At 34.0% G+C, this 17,852-nt stretch carries 31 protein-coding genes and 1 pseudogene; all 32 read left to right on the top strand.

The genetic code is table 11. The features are described 5' to 3' along the window. Window positions 1-315: 30S ribosomal protein S10 (gene rpsJ / locus OZD66_RS02645; protein ID WP_275022142.1), on the top strand; the 315-nt coding region annotated here is incomplete at its 5' end. A 9-nt stretch (window positions 316-324) separates the two neighbouring features. Continuing rightward, window positions 325-1,047, top strand: coding sequence for a 50S ribosomal protein L3 (gene rplC / locus OZD66_RS02640; RefSeq protein ID WP_182366957.1), 723 nt, complete (start codon window positions 325-327; stop codon window positions 1,045-1,047). Between the two features lie 2 nt (window positions 1,048-1,049). Beyond that, window positions 1,050-1,664, top strand: coding sequence for a 50S ribosomal protein L4 (gene rplD, locus OZD66_RS02635; RefSeq protein ID WP_182366954.1), 615 nt, complete (start codon window positions 1,050-1,052; stop codon window positions 1,662-1,664). Continuing rightward, the gene (locus OZD66_RS02630; RefSeq protein ID WP_015589144.1) at window positions 1,661-1,948 is read left to right on the top strand and encodes a 50S ribosomal protein L23; all 288 of its coding nucleotides are present in this window, start codon (window positions 1,661-1,663) and stop codon (window positions 1,946-1,948) included. Before rplD ends, OZD66_RS02630 begins: the two co-directional genes overlap by 4 nt. A 1-nt stretch (window position 1,949) precedes the next feature. Continuing rightward, entirely contained in the window at window positions 1,950-2,774 is an 825-nt protein-coding gene (rplB, locus tag OZD66_RS02625) for a 50S ribosomal protein L2 (RefSeq protein ID WP_182366951.1), read from the top strand. A gap of 3 nt (window positions 2,775-2,777) precedes the next feature. Continuing rightward, window positions 2,778-3,062 (top strand): 30S ribosomal protein S19, encoded by a 285-nt coding sequence (gene rpsS, locus OZD66_RS02620; protein ID WP_006279181.1) that lies wholly within the window; start codon window positions 2,778-2,780, stop codon window positions 3,060-3,062. Between the two features lie 5 nt (window positions 3,063-3,067). Continuing rightward, window positions 3,068-3,415 carry a 50S ribosomal protein L22 gene (gene rplV / locus OZD66_RS02615; RefSeq protein WP_007549821.1) on the top strand — a complete coding sequence of 116 codons (348 nt, stop codon included), beginning with the start codon at window positions 3,068-3,070 and terminating at the stop codon, window positions 3,413-3,415. Window positions 3,416-3,454: 39 nt separating this feature from the next. Then, a complete protein-coding gene (gene rpsC / locus OZD66_RS02610; RefSeq protein WP_182366948.1) occupies window positions 3,455-4,069 on the top strand; it encodes a 30S ribosomal protein S3 in 615 nt (204 codons plus the stop codon). Between the two features lie 14 nt (window positions 4,070-4,083). Continuing rightward, entirely contained in the window at window positions 4,084-4,497 is a 414-nt protein-coding gene (gene rplP, locus OZD66_RS02605) for a 50S ribosomal protein L16 (RefSeq protein WP_010962752.1), read from the top strand. Between the two features lie 11 nt (window positions 4,498-4,508). Continuing rightward, the gene (gene rpmC, locus OZD66_RS02600) at window positions 4,509-4,712 is read left to right on the top strand and encodes a 50S ribosomal protein L29 (RefSeq protein WP_006279350.1); all 204 of its coding nucleotides are present in this window, start codon (window positions 4,509-4,511) and stop codon (window positions 4,710-4,712) included. Beyond that, window positions 4,705-4,941, top strand: coding sequence for a 30S ribosomal protein S17 (rpsQ, locus tag OZD66_RS02595; protein WP_182366945.1), 237 nt, complete (start codon window positions 4,705-4,707; stop codon window positions 4,939-4,941). The genes rpmC and rpsQ overlap by 8 nt, the downstream gene beginning before the upstream one ends. Before the next feature lie 13 nt (window positions 4,942-4,954). Beyond that, on the top strand, window positions 4,955-5,314 hold the full coding sequence (rplN, locus tag OZD66_RS02590) for a 50S ribosomal protein L14 (RefSeq protein ID WP_006279348.1): 360 nt from the start codon (window positions 4,955-4,957) through the stop codon (window positions 5,312-5,314). Beyond that, on the top strand, window positions 5,314-5,631 hold the full coding sequence (rplX, locus tag OZD66_RS02585) for a 50S ribosomal protein L24 (RefSeq protein WP_006279347.1): 318 nt from the start codon (window positions 5,314-5,316) through the stop codon (window positions 5,629-5,631). The genes rplN and rplX overlap by 1 nt, the downstream gene beginning before the upstream one ends. Window positions 5,632-5,637: 6 nt before the next feature. Then, entirely contained in the window at window positions 5,638-6,171 is a 534-nt protein-coding gene (rplE, locus tag OZD66_RS02580) for a 50S ribosomal protein L5 (protein WP_010962750.1), read from the top strand. Window positions 6,172-6,187: 16 nt separating this feature from the next. Further along, window positions 6,188-6,496 carry a 30S ribosomal protein S14 gene (gene rpsN / locus OZD66_RS02575; RefSeq protein ID WP_182366942.1) on the top strand — a complete coding sequence of 103 codons (309 nt, stop codon included), beginning with the start codon at window positions 6,188-6,190 and terminating at the stop codon, window positions 6,494-6,496. Window positions 6,497-6,517: 21 nt separating this feature from the next. Then, the gene (gene rpsH, locus OZD66_RS02570; RefSeq protein WP_007551150.1) at window positions 6,518-6,913 is read left to right on the top strand and encodes a 30S ribosomal protein S8; all 396 of its coding nucleotides are present in this window, start codon (window positions 6,518-6,520) and stop codon (window positions 6,911-6,913) included. 16 nt (window positions 6,914-6,929) lie between these two features. Beyond that, a complete protein-coding gene (gene rplF, locus OZD66_RS02565; protein WP_007551152.1) occupies window positions 6,930-7,475 on the top strand; it encodes a 50S ribosomal protein L6 in 546 nt (181 codons plus the stop codon). A 5-nt stretch (window positions 7,476-7,480) separates the two neighbouring features. Continuing rightward, entirely contained in the window at window positions 7,481-7,852 is a 372-nt protein-coding gene (gene rplR, locus OZD66_RS02560) for a 50S ribosomal protein L18 (RefSeq protein WP_182366939.1), read from the top strand. A gap of 12 nt (window positions 7,853-7,864) precedes the next feature. After that, the gene (gene rpsE / locus OZD66_RS02555; RefSeq protein WP_010962748.1) at window positions 7,865-8,377 is read left to right on the top strand and encodes a 30S ribosomal protein S5; all 513 of its coding nucleotides are present in this window, start codon (window positions 7,865-7,867) and stop codon (window positions 8,375-8,377) included. A 3-nt stretch (window positions 8,378-8,380) separates the two neighbouring features. Next, window positions 8,381-8,851, top strand: a complete 471-nt coding sequence (rplO, locus tag OZD66_RS02550) for a 50S ribosomal protein L15 (RefSeq protein WP_182366936.1) — start codon at window positions 8,381-8,383, stop codon at window positions 8,849-8,851. A 3-nt stretch (window positions 8,852-8,854) separates the two neighbouring features. Continuing rightward, window positions 8,855-10,183 carry a preprotein translocase subunit SecY gene (secY, locus tag OZD66_RS02545; protein WP_182366933.1) on the top strand — a complete coding sequence of 443 codons (1,329 nt, stop codon included), beginning with the start codon at window positions 8,855-8,857 and terminating at the stop codon, window positions 10,181-10,183. Beyond that, entirely contained in the window at window positions 10,180-10,821 is a 642-nt protein-coding gene (locus OZD66_RS02540) for an adenylate kinase family protein (RefSeq protein WP_182366930.1), read from the top strand. The genes secY and OZD66_RS02540 overlap by 4 nt, the downstream gene beginning before the upstream one ends. 59 nt (window positions 10,822-10,880) lie before the next feature. After that, the gene (gene rpsM, locus OZD66_RS02535) at window positions 10,881-11,249 is read left to right on the top strand and encodes a 30S ribosomal protein S13 (RefSeq protein ID WP_010962745.1); all 369 of its coding nucleotides are present in this window, start codon (window positions 10,881-10,883) and stop codon (window positions 11,247-11,249) included. Between the two features lie 24 nt (window positions 11,250-11,273). Beyond that, entirely contained in the window at window positions 11,274-11,660 is a 387-nt protein-coding gene (gene rpsK, locus OZD66_RS02530) for a 30S ribosomal protein S11 (RefSeq protein ID WP_015589137.1), read from the top strand. 21 nt (window positions 11,661-11,681) lie between these two features. After that, window positions 11,682-12,749: a DNA-directed RNA polymerase subunit alpha gene (locus OZD66_RS02525; RefSeq protein WP_182366927.1), complete on the top strand. Its 1,068-nt coding sequence runs from the start codon at window positions 11,682-11,684 to the stop codon at window positions 12,747-12,749. Window positions 12,750-12,756: 7 nt separating this feature from the next. Then, window positions 12,757-13,185 (top strand): 50S ribosomal protein L17, encoded by a 429-nt coding sequence (rplQ, locus tag OZD66_RS02520; RefSeq protein WP_182366925.1) that lies wholly within the window; start codon window positions 12,757-12,759, stop codon window positions 13,183-13,185. 23 nt (window positions 13,186-13,208) lie between these two features. Next, complete coding sequence (locus tag OZD66_RS02515) at window positions 13,209-13,559, top strand: YraN family protein (protein WP_182366922.1); 351 nt, start codon at window positions 13,209-13,211, stop codon at window positions 13,557-13,559. Window positions 13,560-13,600: 41 nt separating this feature from the next. Continuing rightward, window positions 13,601-14,161: an ATP synthase F1 subunit delta gene (gene atpH, locus OZD66_RS02510; protein WP_182366919.1), complete on the top strand. Its 561-nt coding sequence runs from the start codon at window positions 13,601-13,603 to the stop codon at window positions 14,159-14,161. Continuing rightward, on the top strand, window positions 14,158-15,699 hold the full coding sequence (gene atpA, locus OZD66_RS02505; RefSeq protein WP_182366916.1) for a F0F1 ATP synthase subunit alpha: 1,542 nt from the start codon (window positions 14,158-14,160) through the stop codon (window positions 15,697-15,699). Before atpH ends, atpA begins: the two co-directional genes overlap by 4 nt. A 9-nt stretch (window positions 15,700-15,708) precedes the next feature. Continuing rightward, window positions 15,709-16,203 carry a transcription elongation factor GreA gene (gene greA, locus OZD66_RS02500; RefSeq protein WP_182366914.1) on the top strand — a complete coding sequence of 165 codons (495 nt, stop codon included), beginning with the start codon at window positions 15,709-15,711 and terminating at the stop codon, window positions 16,201-16,203. Between the two features lie 6 nt (window positions 16,204-16,209). Then, on the top strand, window positions 16,210-16,854 hold the full coding sequence (gene ribB / locus OZD66_RS02495; protein ID WP_182366912.1) for a 3,4-dihydroxy-2-butanone-4-phosphate synthase: 645 nt from the start codon (window positions 16,210-16,212) through the stop codon (window positions 16,852-16,854). A 71-nt stretch (window positions 16,855-16,925) separates the two neighbouring features. Then, a pseudogene (locus OZD66_RS02490) lies at window positions 16,926-17,777 on the top strand (M48 family metallopeptidase); the annotation flags it as partial. Between the last annotated feature and the right edge of the window lie 75 nt (window positions 17,778-17,852).

Here is a 17,852-nt window from a genome sequence, read left to right as displayed (position 1 = left end):
CAAGATATATATATTAACATTAAGGCTTTCGATTGTTCTTTATTGGAGGAGTGTGTTCGAAAATTTGTTGATGAATTAAAGCGGTCCAGTGCAAAATTATCTGGTCCGATTGCGTTGCCAAGGAAAGATTCTAAATTTATTGTTAATAGATCTCCTCACGTTGATAAAAAATCTCGTGAACAGTTTGAAATGAGAACTTCTAGGCGTTTGATTGTTTTACATGATCTTACTCCTACTATGATGCAGATGCTTACAGGTTTATCTTTTTCTGCTGGCGTAGAAGTGGATTTAAAAGTCAAGGAAGTTAAGGTTTAGGAGAAGGAAATGAAGAGAATAAATTCGCTGAGGAGAATTGGTTTACTAATGATGAATATTGGTCATACTGCTATGTATTCTGACAATAGTCGCATGGCTGTAACTTTATTGCATCTCAGCGAAACTTATATTATTGATATAAAAGGACAAGATAAATGTGGCTATAATTCAGTCATTTTAGGCATAGGAGATTTTAAAAATATAGCAAAACCTCAGTTGGAATATTTAAAGAAAAAGGGTATAAATAATAAATGTAAGTTATACGAAAGTAGATTAAATGACCTGTCGGGAATAGAATGTGGTAAAAAAGTGGGAATCAATCATTTTGTGGTTGGTCAATATCTTGATATTACGGGTTATTCTATAGGTAAAGGATTTGCTGGTGTGATGAAGCGGCATAATTTCAGTGGGCTTAGGGCATCTCATGGTGTTTCTATTGCTCACAGATCACAAGGTTCCACTGGCCAATGTCAGGATCCTGGTAGAGTATTCAAAGGAAAGAAAATGGCTGGTCATTTAGGTAACAGCAGGATAACTGCACAAAATATGAAGATATTATCCATTGATCATGAAAATAGTATAATTGCTGTGAAGGGTAATAATATTCCTGGGTTTAAAAATTCCTATGTTTTTGTAAGAGATGCAGTTAAAAAATCTTTACATAAAGATGTTCCTTTTCCGGTAGGTTTGCTGTTAGATGTAAATGATGATGCTAGTAATTTGGTAAGTTAGTTATGGAATGTAATTTAGTTAATCTATCTAATGATAATGTAGGTACTGCTCAGCTCAATCCTTTGATATTTTCTGCTAAGCAAAAATTGAGTATTTTGCATGATATAGTGAGATGGCAATTAGCGAAGAGAAGAGCTGGTACTCATAAAACAAAAGGTATTAGTGATGTCTCTGGTACAACAGCTAAACCTTATGGTCAAAAACGTACCGGTAGGGCAAGACAAGGGAGCTTGCGATCTCCTCAATTTAGAGGTGGTGGGATTATTTTCGGCCCTGTTGTGAGGAGTCATACTTATTCTCTTAATAAGAAGGTACGCAAATTTGGTTTAAAAATTGCTTTATCTCTAAAGTATTTAAGTAATCAAGTAATTATTCTGGATAATTTAAATATTGATGTGAAGAAAACGTCTGAAATGTGTAAATATATTAAAAATTTTAAATTTTCTTCCTTTTTGATAGTTGGTGATTATGGAGATGATTTGTTGCGTGCGGCTAAAAACTTGCACTATGTAGACTTAATCAAACCTATTGGGTTAAATGTTTTTGATATATTGAATCACGAATGCGTGATGTTGACAAAGGATACTTTAAAGCATCTTGAAGGTAGATTGTTATGATCAAATATAATAATATAATAAAATCTCCTATAATTACAGAAAAGGCCTCTTTTTTGAGGGAGAAGTTTAATAAATATTCTTTGTATGTTTTTGTAAATGTAAATAAGCGTCAGATAAAGTTGGCAATAGAGTCTCTGTTTGATGTTAAAATTTCTTCTATAAATGTTGTTAGAATTAAGCCTAAATATAGGCGTTTTAGGGGTGTGATTGGTTGTGAAAAACAGAAAAAGAAAGTTTATTTTTCTTTGATGGATGGTCAAAAATTAGATATAATGAGCGTTTAGTATGGGTATGAAATTTTTTAATCCTGTTACTCCGTCTTCTCGTGGTACTGTGTTAGTAAGTAAAGTTGGTTTATCAAAAGATGAGCCAGAAAAGTCTCTTACATCCGGTAAAAAGTCCAGTGGTGGAAGAAATAATCATGGTAGAATTACAACTTGTCATAGGGGTGGTGGTCACAAAAAGAAGTATAGAGTGATAGATTTTAAGCGTAATAGAAGTGGTCAAGGTATAGTTGAAAAAATAGAGTATGACCCAAATAGAAGTGGGTTTTTGGCGTTAATATCATATAAGGAAGATGATATTAAGTCTTATATATTAGCTCCTCAAGGTATGAAGCCAGGTGATGTTGTTACAGCTGGGAATGATGCTGATATTTTGCCAGGGAATTGTTTACTACTCAAGCATATACCTGTTGGTTCTTTCGTTCATAATGTTGAGCTGAAGCCAGGTAATGGTGCTGCGATTGCTAGAGCTGCTGGTTGTTATGCACAAATCGTTGGTCGTGATGGCCAATATGTTTTATTACGACTCAGGTCTGGTCAAATTAGGTTGATTTTATCTTCTTGCAAGGCTACTATTGGTGTAGTATCTAACCCTGACCATAAGAATAGAAAGTTGGGTAAAGCTGGGAGAAGTAGGTGGCTTGGGATTAGACCTACTGTACGTGGAGTTGCAATGAATCCGGTTGACCATCCTCATGGAGGCGGGGAAGGAAAAACCTCTGGTGGTCGTCATCCTGTTACTCCTTGGGGTGTTGCAACAAAAGGAAAGAAAACTCGAAGGAGAAATAAATCTAGTGATAAGTATATAAAACAATTGAAAGGTTAGTTTATGAGTAGATCTGCATGGAAGCCTCCTTTTTGTCATCCTTCTATATTAAAGTCGGTGAATAATGCTTTAAACAAGGGGTTTGTTAACATGGCTATAAAAGTTCATTCCAGGGCTTCTGTAATTCTTCCTAATTGTTTAGGTTTAAAGTTTGCTGTTTATAATGGTAAGGATTACATTCCTGTGAATGTTAATGATCAGAATATGATAGGTCATAAGTTTGGTGAGTTTTCACCCACTCGTAAATTTACTGGTCATAGTGGTGATAAAAAGGCGACAAGAAGGTAGTTGATATGAAAAACAGAGATGTAATAGTTAAAGCTGGTTCTAGGGTTTTAAAATCAACTCCTCGTAAATTGAATTTGGTTGCTGGTTTAGTACGTAATAAAAAAGTTTCTTTTGCCACTGTGCAATTAAGATTTTGTGAAAAGAAAGCTGCAGGTCTTATAAGGAAGGTATTAAATTCTGCGATTGCTAATGCTCAAAATTATGGATTGGATATCGATAATTTATATATAAAAGAAATTTTAATAGGTAAGTCTCTTACTTTGCGTAGGGTATGTCCAAAAGCTATGGGTAGAGCTAATAGAGTTAGTAAACGTTATAGTAATATAACTGTAAAATTGGGGGAAATTATATGATTCATAAAAATAGAAAATTAATAAGGAAAGTGCAAAAATATGGGAAACGTTAATCCTAAAGGATTTAGGTTAAAAATAATTAATACTTGGTCATCTATTTGGTATGCTGAGAAGGGTTATGAACAAGGGTTGCATCAAGATTTATCTATTCGCAGTTATATAAATGAATCTTTTAAGCATGCTGGTGTTTCTAAAGTAATTATAGAGCGTACGATCGATTTGGTATCTGTAATAATACATTCTTCTAGACCTGGAGTGATAATAGGTAAGAAAGGCTCGGATATTGAGAAGATAAAGCAAAAGATAGCTGAAAAAGTAAAAAATAATGTGGAAGTGAATGTAGTAGGGGTTAAAAGGTCTGAAATAGATGCAGTTTTAATATCAAACAGCATTGCACAGCAGTTAGAAAAAAGGGTTTCATTTAGAAGAGCGATGAAAAAAGCTATTCAAAGTTGTTTGAGGATGGGTGCTAGAGGTATTAAAGTAAGTTGTTCTGGGCGCCTTGGCGGAGCTGAGATAGCTCGTACTGAGTGGTATAAAGAAGGCCGTTTGCCTTTGCATACTTTGCGTGCTAATATAGACTATGCTTTTGCTGAAGCAAAAACTATATATGGCATCATAGGAGTTAAGGTCTGGGTTTATATTGGTAACTAATTAGGTATATTGAAATGTTTATTCCTAAAAAAAGTAAATATAAAAAAGTATTTAAAGGACGAATTAAGGGTAACACGAAAGGTGGTAGCACATTATCTTTTGGAGATTATGGTCTAAAGGCTATGGAAGCAGGTAGGATTCAATCTAAGCATATTGAAACTGCAAGGCGTGTAATATCTAGAACATTAAAACGCTCTGGTAAAGTGTGGATAAGAATTTTTCCTGATACCCCTGTTAGTAAAAAGCCGGCGGATGTGCGTATGGGTAAAGGGAAAGGTAGTGTTGAGTTTTGGGTATTTAAAGCTAAGCCCGGTAGAATGTTGTTTGAAATTAGCAGTGATGTTCCCATGCATTTAGCAAGATTGGCGCTTGAAAAGGCGACTGCTAAGCTTCCTATGAAGTGTAAATTTGTATCTAATCATAATTAAATGGAGTTGCAATGGATATAGCTGACATTGAATCGAGGTCCTCGCAAGAATTGCATGAAATTCTTGTGAATTTGAGAAAAGAGTTTGTTAATTTGGTTTTTCAAAAGAAGCTGGGCCAGTGCAACAATATTTCGCGTTTTAGCTTAATAAGAAAGAGCATAGCTCGTATTTTAACTACATTAAATAAAAGAAGAAGAGAGGAAAAGAATGCCTAAAAAGGTTTTTTGTGGTACTGTAACTAAGGCTAAGTGTGATAAGACTGTAAAGGTTTCGGTATTACAAGTGTATAAGGATGAGCTGTATAGAAAGGTTATAAAAAAATACAAGAAGTGTACAGCACATGATGAGAATAATAGTTGTAAAGAAGGGGACAAGGTTTTAATACAAGAACACAAGCCTATTTCTACTACTAAAAAATGGGTTATTGTTAATAGCTCACATTGAATAGGATATTTATATGATTCAAAAAAATACATTGTTGGAAGTAGCTGATAATTCTGGCGCGCGTGCAGTGCTTTGTATTGGTTTATTGGGCGGTAGAAAGTCTGCATCTATAGGTGACACAGTTATTGTATCTACTAAATCTATTACTCCAAGAGGGAAAGTTGAGAAGGGAAAAGTATATAGAGCAGTTGTGGTGAGGGTGAAAAGCCCTATTAGAAAATCTGATGGTTCTGTAATTCGTTTTTCTAGCAATGCTGTAGTTTTGATTAACGATCAAGGTGAACCACTTGGCACTCGGGTGTTTGGTCCGGTAAAAAAGTTATCATCTGGTTCTTTTATGAAGATAATGTCATTAGCTGTTGAGGTTTTATAATGAGTGCTAAAATAAAAAGTGGTGACGACGTTATAGTTTTAACTGGTAAAGATAAGGGAAAAATTGGTAAGGTAATCAAAGTTATAGCACGTGATGCTAAAAAGAAAGTAATTGTTTCTGGAGTGAATGTGCATAAGAGACATACTAAACCAAAAGCTGGTAGTAGTGGTGGTATATTAAATAAAGAGTTAGCTATTGATATATCCAACGTTGCAACATTGGACCCTAAATATAAAACTCCAACTAGAGTGGGGTTTAAGGTTATAGACGGTAGGAAAGTGCGTTTTGCAAAAGTTTCTGGAGAAGTGATAGATTAGGTTGATATGTTTAAAGAATTGTATAAAGATAGCATAGTAAAGTCCTTGAAGGATAAGTTTAATTACGGCAATATAATGCAAGTGCCTAAACTTGTCAAGGTGTGTATCAATATGGGCGTTGGAGATGCTGCTACAGATAGTAAAGCAATAAATGAACCACTTGATAGCCTATATTTGATTGCTGGACAGAAGCCTTTATCAACTTTTGCAAAAAAATCTATTTCTGGCTTCAAGATCAGAAAAGGTGCTACAGTAGGTTGCAAAGTAACTTTGCGTAGAGATAAAATGTATGAGTTTTTAGAAAGATTGATATATATTGCTTTGCCAAGGGAAAAAGATTTTAGAGGATTTAGTGTGAAGCAATTTGACGGTAATGGTAATTTTTCCTTTGGTATAAAGGAACATATCTCGTTTTTAGAAATAGACTATGATAAAATAAGTAAAATTAGAGGTATGGATATTAATATTATAACAAGTGCAGTTAGTGATAAGGAAGCAAAGGAATTATTACTGGCTCTTAAATTTCCTTTTTTTGATTAATTGAGAGGAGAAATATATGGCAAAAAAATCTATGATGGAAAGAAATCTTCGCAGAATAAAGTTGTGCGATCAATATAAAGAAAAAAGAGAAAAATTGAAATCTATAATAAATAATAAGAATTTGTCTATTGTAGAAAGGTTTACAGCTCAAAATAAATTAATTAAAAAATTGCCTAGAAATTCTTCTAAAACCAAAATTAGAAATAGGTGTGCTTTAACTGGGAGACCAAGAGGAGTATATAGAAAATTTGGTTTATGTAGAATTGTTTTGCGTGATTTATGTTCTTTTGGGCAAATTCCAGGAGTTACAAAGTCTAGTTGGTAAATATAATATAAGGAGTATATTGTGGCGTTATCTGATAGTATTGGTGATTTTTTAACAAGGATACGTAATGCTCAATTGGCAATGCATAGGGCAACAAGGGTACTATTTTCTAAGATGAATTCTTCTATATTGGAGATTTTAAAAGAGGAAGGGTATATCCTTGATTATGAAAAGCAAGTTGTAGATAATTTACCTTCTTTCATTGTAAAATTGAAGTATTATGAGAAGTCACCTGTAATTAGTGACATAGTTAGGGTGTCAAAGCCTGGTTGTCGTCGTTATTCTAAGTATAAGGACATTTCTAAAGCATATAATGGTCTTGGTATTTTTATTATATCGACACCCAAAGGAGTGATGACTGATTATAATGCACATAAGTTAAAGGTTGGTGGAGAAGTTTTGTGTCGTGTGTTTTAAATAATAGGAGAAATTCATGTCTCGTATAGGTGCTGCTCCTATCAATATTCCTGCTGGTGTTTCAGTTGAATATAATAATGGTAGTATGTTAATAAAGAGTGCTAAGGCTGAAAAGGAAGTTAGCTTGATCAGGGATGTTGTGTGTCAGATTATTGATAATCAGCTATTGCTTTCTGTTGATCAAGATAAAGATAATTATGATAAAATAAAGCCTATGTGGGGCACCTATAGGAGTAATATTAATAATATCATTAACGGCATGGTTGATGGTTTTTCTGTTAATCTTGAGATTAACGGTGTGGGATATAAGGCAGAGTGTGATGGTAAGTATTTGACTTTGTATCTTGGTTATAGCCATAATGTTAAATATAAAGTGCCTAAAGATGTTGAGATTAAGTGCATAAAGCCAACTCACTTAGTAGTTAGTGGTATGGATAAGCAGAAGGTCTATATGGTGGCGTCTGATATATGCAAAATTAGAAAATATGATCCTTATAAAGGTAAGGGTGTTGTAATAAAAGGCAAATTTATGCTGCGTAAGGTTGTAAGTAAAAAGAAGTAATAAAAATGAAAAGATCGTATAATTTTTTAAGTAATTCTGAAAAAAGGAAGTTACGTAATAGAGCGAAGCTTGACAAGAGCGCTGAACGTTTACGTATATCCATATTTAAATCTAATAGGCATTTTTATGTCCAGTTAATTAATGATGTAAAAGGAATAACTCTCACTTCAGCTTCTACTTTGGATGCTAAAATTAAGGATGTATGTAAAGGGAAAGTCAACGCTGAAACTATAAAACAGGTTTCTTCCTTAATGGTTGAGCGTCTGTTTGGCATGAAATTAGAGCAGCAGCTTACGTTTGATCGTGGAGCGTATAAATACACAGGATTAGTTTCTCAATTTGCTGAGGCTTTAAGAAGTTCTGGATTTGAATTTTAGAAGGTTTTGAATATGGCTATAAAGAATTTACAAAATAATAATGATTTATCAGAGCTTTTAGTTTCGGTACGAAGAGTGACAACGGTTACCAAAGGTGGTAGAAGATTTTCATTTTCAATTTTGGTTGTTGTTGGCGATGAGAAGGGTAGGGTAGGGTGTGGAATAGGTAAGCACGCAGAAGTTGCTGAAGCAAGAGTCAAAGCTGTAAATGCTGCAAAGAAATCAATGATTAGAGTGTACTTGCGTGAAGGTAGAACTTTGCATCATGATATTAAAGCTAAATTTTGTTCTGGTGAGATAGTTTTAAGAACCGCAAGAGCCGGAACAGGTATTATTGCTGGTGGAGCGATTAGATCAGTTTTTGAGGTGTTAGGTATAAAGGATGTGGTAGCTAAATCCACTAGATCAAATAATCCTCATAACGTTATATGTGCGGTGTTTAAGGCTTTTGATAGTATGTTATCTCCTCGTCAGGTAGCAAGCAAAAGAGGCAAAAAGATTAGCGAGATAGTTGGAAACAGGTAAAGTATGAATAATGCTGTAAAATTAAATTCTATATTTACTAAGTTATCTAAGAAAAAGAAGCCTAAGTTGCTGGGTAGAGGTATCGGTTGTGGTAAAGGTAAAACATCCGGTAGAGGGCATAAAGGGCAAAAGGCTAGAAGTGGAGTTTCCATAAATGGTTTTGAGGGTGGACAACAGTCTATATATACTCGTTTGCCTAAAAGAGGTTTTAAGCCTATATGTAGGAACATATACTCTATAATTAATGTTGGCGATATACAGCGCTTAATGGAAGCTAAAAAAATAGTGAAAGACTCTGTTATAGATAAGGAGAAGCTGTATGAATTAGGTTTTATAAAGTCTATTAAGGATAAAATTAAACTTCTTAATAAAGGTAAGTTGAGCGAAAAATTTGTGTTTCATGTTGATTTTGCGTCAGAAGCTGCAAAAAAATCTGTAGCTTCAGTTGGTGGTAGTGTGGAAATACTGTCGTAAATCATGGGCAATAAATCTGCATTTAATAGCTTGGATCCTACGTTGTTGTATAAAGGTGATTTATTAAAGCGTATATTTTTTACGCTAATAGCTTTAATTTGCTATCGCTTGGGTACTTATGTGCCTATTCCTGGAATTAATCTTGATGTAGTTAATGATATATTTCCCAAAGATGGCTCAGGCGTTTTTGGAGTATTTAATTTATTTTCTGGTGGTGCATTGGCTAGAATGGCAATTCTAGCATTGAACGTTATGCCATATATAATGGCTTCTATCATTATTCAGTTACTTTCTTCTGCGATTAAAGGAATGAAGGAAGTTAAGAATGATGGAGAGTCAGGCCGTAGAAAGATGAATTCTTATATACGCTATCTGACCATAGTAATTTGTGTATTTCAATCAATTCCAATTTTGGTTGGATTGGAAGGGATGAATAGGGAAGGGGTATTGGTTGTAATCGAACCTGGTGTTATGTTTCGTACAATAGGTGTTTTCAGCCTTTTAGGTGGAACTATGCTTTTAATATGGCTTGGTGAACGAATCAGCGCTAGCGGTATAGGCAATGGTATTTCATTAATCATTTTCACGGGTATAATATCAGAGTTACACAGCGCTTTGTCATCTTTGTTAACGTTAAATAAAAACGGTAGCGTATCGTTATTTATTATCCTTTTTGTTTTGGTATTGTTTTTTTTGCTGCTACTCTTAGTCATTTTTGTAGAGTCTTCTTATAGAAAGGTTATTGTTCAACATCCTAAAAAGCAATTTAAAAGATTACATAATGACGATTTTACTTATATTCCATTGAAGATTAATTTATCTGGTGTAGTACCAACCATTTTTGCTAATGCAATTTTATTGACACCTATTTCAATTGCAAATTTCTATAAGGGGCACGCTTTTTCTGATTTTATTTTGAATTACTTTATGGCAAATAAAGTAGTATATATTGTAGCCTATTTGGTTCTGATAGTATTTTTTAATTTTTTCTATACCAATTTTATATTTAATCCAGAGGAAAACGCAGATTTTCTTAAAAAAAATGGTGGTTTTATACCTGGTAGAAGGCCTGGGAAACATACTTCTGATTACCTTCAAGATATAGTTTTTAAGTTGACATTCATTGGCTCTGCGTATTTGGTAGTCATATGTACTGTACCTGAAGTTATGAGATATTATTATGATATACCATTTATTTTTGGTGGGACGAGCTTACTGATTATAGTGAACGTTATTACTGATACTATTATGCAAATACAATCTTATATTTTTTCAAATAGGTACGACAACTGGATAAAGAAATATGAGTCTAAAACGAGGAAAGTAAGATGATCATTACGATTTTTGGTCCTCCAGGTTCTGGTAAAGGTACTCAGTCAAGCTTGTTAATAGCAAAATATAATTTAAAATTAATTTCAGTAGGGGATTTATTAAGGAATATTATATCTAGCAGTAATGAGTTAGGTAAAAAAATAAAGGGTACCGTGGAATCTGGTAATTTAATTCAAGATGAAATTATATGTGGATTATTACGTGACCAGCTTGCATTAGTGGATGATAATTGCTTATTAGATGGTTTTCCGAGAAATTTAAACCAGGCTCATTTTTTGACTCAAGTTTTGCAAGAAAAATATAATAGGGATGTTGACATTGTAGTTGAGCTGCAGCTTGACGATAATATTGCAATCGATAGGTTAAAAAATCGTCTCGCGTGTTTGGACTGTAAAAGCATATATAGTGTATCTTCTTTTAAGAGTACTACTTGTGCTAAATGTAAAAGTACGAGGTTAGAGAAAAGAATTGATGATGCTGATATGTCTGCAATTAATAAGAGAATAAGTGAATATCACCTTCAAATGAAAGGTTTACGCGAGTATTATAAAGGCAAATTATTAACAATTGACGCTAATTTGAGTGTTGATGAGGTAACGCAAGAGATTGAAAGTAAAATTTCTTGTAATTTGGTTTGACTCTGAGTTGTTTTATGGTATAAATTAAGAGTTGTTATTAATAAAGTATCGAGGTACCAGTGGCACGTATTGCAGGCATAAATATTCCAGTGAGGAAATGTGTTCCTTTTGCATTAACTTATATATATGGTATAGGTATTGCTACTGCGAATGTAATTTGTCACGCTTGCGAAGTTGATAAGCGCAAACGTGTTTCAGAATTACGAGATGAAGATATAGAAAAGATCAGCGGTTTCATTAGACAAAATTATGTTATAGAAGGCGAGCTCAGAAAAGAAGTGGCTATGAACATAAAATCTTTAGTGGAAATGGGATGCTATAGAGGGGTGAGACATAGAAAAGGTTTACCTGTGAGAGGGCAAAGGACTCATACTAATGCTAAGACTCGTAAAGGTAGATCTCGGTTGCCTATTGCTGGGAAAAAATAAAATTTATTATTATTGTGAGTTTTAATGAAAAAAGTCAAAACGGTTAGTAAGAGTAAGAAGGAGTTTATTACTGGTGTTGTCCATATTCGTGCAACTTTTAATAATACTTTTGTAAATGTAACTGATGTTCATGGTAATACGCTATGTCAAACTTCTGTGGGTGCATGTGGTTTTTCAGGTTCGAGAAAATCCACACCTTATGCTGCAGGTAAGGCTGCGGAGTCTGCTGCGAAGAACGCAATGGAGAGATTTGGTATGAAGGTTGTCTCTGTAATAATTCGCGGTCCTGGCTTTGGTACCGAAGCTGCGGTTAAAGCACTTCAGAGCTGTGGGTTGACTGTGACTTCAATTGCAGATAAAACCGCAATTCCTCATAATGGGTGCAGGTTAAGAAAAAAAAGAAGAGTATAGGATATTTGAAAAGGTTGTTTTATGTATTATAATAATGATGTTTCTCTCTGTAGCAATTTGGATAAATTGATTAAACCTAGTTCAGTTAAGGTAATATCAGATGCTTCAAGTGAAAAAAGTGATATAGTGCTAGAACCGTTGGAAAGTGGTTTTGCTTTAACATTAGGTAATGCATTAAGACGTGTAATGTTATCTTCTCTTAAAGGTAGTGCTGTTTATGGAATAAAAATTGAAGGTGTAACTCATGAGTTCACTTCAATTCAAGGGGTGAGAGAAGACGTAACTGATATAGTATTAAATATGGGTATGTTGAGGTGTAAATTAAATGGTGCTTCTAATAAATGCTTAAATTTAAACGCTAAAGGGCCTTGCCAGGTATTAGCTGGGATGATAGAAACTGATGATCAATGCTCTATTGTTAATAAAGATTTGTTAATATGTACGCTGGGGCAAAATGTGGAGCTTAACATGACCATATATGTGGCTAGCGGAAAAGGTTATCTTCCTGTAACTAAATATAAAGAAAATGAACTTTTGAAGCTTATGAGTGAACAGGATTTAATTGGTTTTATTCCAGTTAATGCTTTGTATAGCCCTGTCAACAGGGTTTCGTACAGGGTAGAGAACAGTCGTGTTGGCCAAGTGACTGATAAGGATAAGCTGATATTGTCAATTGAAACTGATGGTACAATTTCTCCGAGTCAAGCTGTTGACTCTGCTGCAAGAATATTACAGGAGCAACTTCAGCCCTTTATTAGTTCTGATGTAAGTTATAAAAAATCGCAGGTTTCTTCGTCTAGTGGTGCTAAAGATTTGGGTTATGACCCTGTCTTATTGCGTAAGGTAGATGAAATGGAATTATCTGTCAGGTCTCATAACTGTCTGAAAAACGAAAACATCACTTATATAGGTGATCTTGTGCAAAAGACAGAAGGTGAAATGTTAAGAACTGCTAATTTTGGCAGAAAGTCTTTGAATGAGATTAAGGCAGTTTTGACTAATTTTGGCTTGTCTTTGGGTATGAATGTGCTAAACTGGCCACCTAAGGATATAGATGAGTTGGCTAAACAACATACTGATGAAGATTAGGTGATATATGAAACATGGAATAAAAAAACGTAAACTATCTCGTTGTACTGAACATAGATTATCGACGTTAAAGAATCTATCTATCTCATTAATTAACCATGAGCAGATTGTAACTACTTTACCAAAAGCTAAGGAACTTCGTCCATATGTCGAAAAGTTTATTACAATTGCTAAGAATAAGAATACTTTACATGGTAGAAGACTTTTGCTTTCACGCCTTCATAATAGTAAGTTAGCAGTTGATAAGTTATTAAACGTCTTAGCCAGCCGTTATCAAGATCGTAAAGGTGGGTATTCTAGAATAATAAAATTTAGCACTCGAAAGGGTGATTGCGCTTCAATGGTAGTGATAGAACTGGTTGATAGGGATATTGCAGCAAGAGGTAAGGTTTATAGTAAAAATAAAGAAGGAGGCAAAGTAGTTACACAAAGTTAATTGTTATCATAATTGTTCTTCTTGTGGTAAGTAGGTTACGCTACTTTGTAGGTTACTTTGGCGAGTTATTAGTTTTAGTATATTTAAAACTGAAATGGTATAATGTTATAAAACGCCGTTACCGTTGTAAGTTCGGTGAAATTGACTTAATTGTATCTAAAAAAAAGGAGCTGATTTTTATAGAAGTTAAAACAAGTTTACTTGGAAAAGAAATACCGATATCTCATCTTCAATGTCGGTCTATTATAAATTCTTCTAAGTATTTCTTAAGTAAAAACCTTAGTTTTTTAGATTATTCAGTCAGATATGATTTATATTTTCTTTCCTTAAAGAGAAGACCTGTTTATATAAAAAATGCTTGGATTGAAGAATGAAAGATTTGTAGCTGAATTAATTTAGATTTACTGGATTTAATATGAAAAAGACCCAATACAATAATTTAGTTTCATCTTACGCTAGAGTGCTATTTCATGTCTCAGGAAGCAGGTTAGGTATTATAAGGAAAGAAGTAGAATTTTTGTTGGCTTTTTTTAAGGATCAACGTGATGTTTTTGTGTACCTATCTCATCCTATGATTTCTTTTGCACACAAAAAAGAAGTGATGCTTTCTATAAATGAGCACCTGAGTGAGAATTTAGTAAAATTTATTATGGTTATATTTGCAAATAAACGCTCTAGTTTATTGATCCTTATATTAGAAAAATTCTTAAGTCTTGCAAGAGAAAATGAAAATGAATTCGAAATTACTATAAAGTCAGCAGAAACTTTAAAGGAATCTGATATAGAAATAATTACTGAATCTTTGAGCTTTCTTGGTAAAATAATAAAAGTAAGCAATGTGGTTGACCCTTCTATACTAGGTGGCTTCGTAGTTAGGTATGGTTTTAATTTGATCGATGCTTCGCTAAAAAGTTACTTGGATAGGTTAGTTGACTTAAGTAAAATGGAAATATTAAAAGTAAGGAATTTTGTATGAAGAACAGTATGAATGTTTCTGAGATAGCAAGTATAATAAGAGAAAAGGTTGAGACGTTTGATAATCCTATAAAGCGGGAAAATATAGGTGAAGTAATTTCAGTAACAGATGGTATCGCATTGGTTTATGGGCTGGAAAAAGCAAAATTCGGTGAAAAGGTATTTTTTGCAAGTGGTGTAGAAGGAATAGTTCTCGATTTAGATCATGATACGGCTGGAATAGTTGTGCTTGGTAATGACCGTGATGTGAAAGAAGGGGACGTTGTAAAATGTAGTGGTGATGTTGTGCAGGTGCCTGTAGGGCATGAATTGTTAGGGAGAGTTGTAAATGCGTTGGGCCATCCTATGGACGACGGTGGGGAAATTAGAGCCAAAAACAGAATGGATATAGAATCTAAAGCGCCAGGCATTATTGATCGTAAGTCTGTGCATGAGCCACTGCAAACAGGAATTAAAATTATAGATTTGCTAATTCCAATAGGTAGAGGGCAGCGTGAATTAATTATTGGTGATAGACAAATTGGTAAAACTACTATTGCGCTTGATACTATTATCAATCAGAAGAAGATTAACGATGAGGTAAACGAAAATCAAAAAGTTTACTGTGTTTATGTTGCTATTGGGCAAAAAATTTCGACAGTAGCAAAAGTGGTAAATAAGCTGAAAGAAAGCGGAGCATTAGAGTATACAACTGTAGTTGTGGCTAGTGCATCTGACTGCGCGCCTATGCAATTTTTAGCACCTTATGCTGGTTGCACTATTGGGGAATTTTTCCGTGACAATGGAATGCATTGTTTGATTATATATGATGATTTATCTAAGCATGCTGTGGCATATAGGCAGATGTCTTTATTGCTCAGACGTCCTCCTGGTCGTGAAGCTTACCCTGGAGATATATTCTATGTGCATTCTCGCTTGCTTGAAAGAGCTGCTAAAATGTCTGATAAAAAAGGGCAGGGTTCTTTAACTGCTTTGCCAATTGTCGAAACTCAAGCTGGTGATGTATCTGCATATGTGCCAACAAATGTTATTTCAATTACCGATGGGCAGATCTTTCTTGAGTCTGAATTATTTTATAAAGGATTTCGACCTGCAGTAAATATAGGTTTGTCAGTTTCACGGGTTGGTTCTGCTGCACAACTAAAGTCTGTGAAGAAAGTTGCTGGTTCTATAAAGCTAAGCTTAGCTCAGTATAGAGAATTAGAAGATTTTGCAAAATTTGGTTCTGATCTTGATGCTAGTGTTCAATTATCCTTGAATAAGGGTAAATATCTTGTCAAGTTATTAAAGCAAAAACAACATTTACCTATGTCAATAGAAGAGCAAGTAGTGCTGATGTATATTTTTTCTAACCTATATAATCAGTTAAGTAAAATACAAATAAGTTACATTAATAAATTTGAACATGATCTTATTAATTATTTTCATACTGTACACCCTGGGGTTTTAAAAAAGTTGTCAAATGACATGAGTGATGATATAAAAGGTGATATTTTTAACATTGTGAGTAATTTCGTTACTCAATTTAATTGCGTTTAGGTGGTGATTATGGCTTCATCCATTATTAATAAATTTCCTATAACGAGTGAAGGTTTTGAGAATATGCAAGCCGAACTTGAAAAATTAAAGGAAGAAAAACCTTCTGTGATACAGGCTATTTCTGATGCTCGTGATCAAGGTGATTTGTCTGAAAACGCAGAGTATCATGCAGCACGGGAAAGGTTAGGTTTTATTGAAGGCCGTATAATGGAGATAGAAAGTAAGCTCTCACATGCGGAAGTAATAGAAGTAAAAAATTTGTTTGGTGATTCAGTAATGTTTGGTGCAACTGTGACATTAAGCATGTTAAGTGATAATAACGGTGAAGTGGAATATGTTTATAAGGTTGTAGGCGAATATGAAGCTGATGTTTCAAAGCAGTTAATATCTACTAGTTCACCACTTGGGAGTGCCTTAATCGGCAAAAAAGTCGGTGAATATGTGGAAGTGACAGTGCCAAATGGAGAGAAATTGTATAAAATAGTTAAGATTGAATTTAAGTAAATTATTATGGTACAGGCCACTTATGCTTCAATGAGTCTACCAGGTATTTCTTCTGTGGAAGATGTATTAGAGGATGCTCGTTCCGGTAAATTATTCATTTTAGTTGATGATGAAAATAGAGAAAATGAAGGCGATTTGATTGTCTTAGCTGAGAAAATAAAGCCGGAACATATGGCTTTTATGGTTAGGTACGGTACAGGGGTTGTTTGCTTAGCAATGACTAAATTTCACATGAAAAGATTGGGCCTTAATTTCATGGAAAAGAAAAATATTGGTGGAAATCATACCGCATTTACTACATCAATTGATGCACGTTATGGCATTACAACCGGTGTTTCAGCAGAGGATAGAACGAAAACCATACATGCTGCTATCAACAAGGATGGTACTCAGGATGACATCATAACTCCAGGTCATGTTTTTCCTGTAATTGCACATAAAGGTGGGGTGGCACAACGTGCTGGTCATACTGAAGCGAGTGTTGAAATGGCGAAGTTAGTAGGGTTTGATCATTCAGCAGTTATTTGTGAATTAGTGAATGATGATGGCTCTATGATGCGCTTACCTCAGTTACTTAAATTTGCTGAACAACATAAAATTAAGTTAACTACCATCGACAAACTTATCAGTTACGTTAAAAATTTAAACTAGCGTTTATAAATTTGTATAATTTAAGTGTTAAAATATAGAATTTCTATAAATTATACAAGCACAGAATTTTCATGTTTAGAGTTGCTAAGTTTTTGACCTTATTGTTCTTTTTTGCATATTATAATAATGCTTACTCTATTAACATTATTAGAGATAGTGAAGTGGAAGCAATAGTGAAAGAGCTAGCGCAACCTTTATTTTCTGCTGCGGATATTGATCATGAGCAAATAAAAGTTTTTATAATTAATGACAATTCGATTAATGCTTTTGTAATTAACAATAACAGTATTTTCATTCATTTAGGACTTTTACAATATTCGGCTAAACCTTATGTCCTGCTTGGTATATTAGCACATGAGATTGCTCACATATCTGCTGGTCATATATTGCAAATGAGTAGTGCTATGGGTTATTTTCAATCGATAGCGATGATTAGTTATATGGTAGGATTAGTTTCTAGTATTATCATTAACCCTCAGGTTGCTGGTGCAATTTTGCTTAGTGGTGTAGCGTTTAGTTCAAGGCTATTTTTTAACTATTCTCAAGAGCAAGAAAGTGTAGCAGATAGCTATGCTTTAAGGTATCTTGATGAATCTGGCTATGATAATTCAGGTATGAAAGAGATTTTTGATTATTTTAAAAGTATTGAGCATGAGAACACCGAGGAATATTTCCGCACTCACCCACTTAGTGAGAAACGCATATTTGCTGTACAAAATTATAAGGTTAAAAACAACGTAAAACCAATTTTTGCGGATAGGTTACTAAAGTTTGAGCGTGTGGTTGCCAAGCTAGACTCTTTCTTTGCTCCTATTCATGTGTTATCTAATAAATATGAAAATAATTCTGAGTATGTAAATGCTATAGTTTGCTATAGGCAAGGAAAGATAGAAGAGGCTATTGCTAAAGTTATAGCACTTCTCATAATAGTCCAAAAAAGGTAAGATATGGACTTATAGTAGTGATGGTAAGCATGCCAGCAGCATATAGTTATGACT

The organism is Wolbachia endosymbiont of Drosophila baimaii, assembly GCF_028982185.1.
GTDB classification, from domain to species: Bacteria; Pseudomonadota; Alphaproteobacteria; order Rickettsiales; family Anaplasmataceae; genus Wolbachia; species Wolbachia pipientis.
This window is presented reverse-complemented; position numbering and strand designations above follow the sequence as displayed.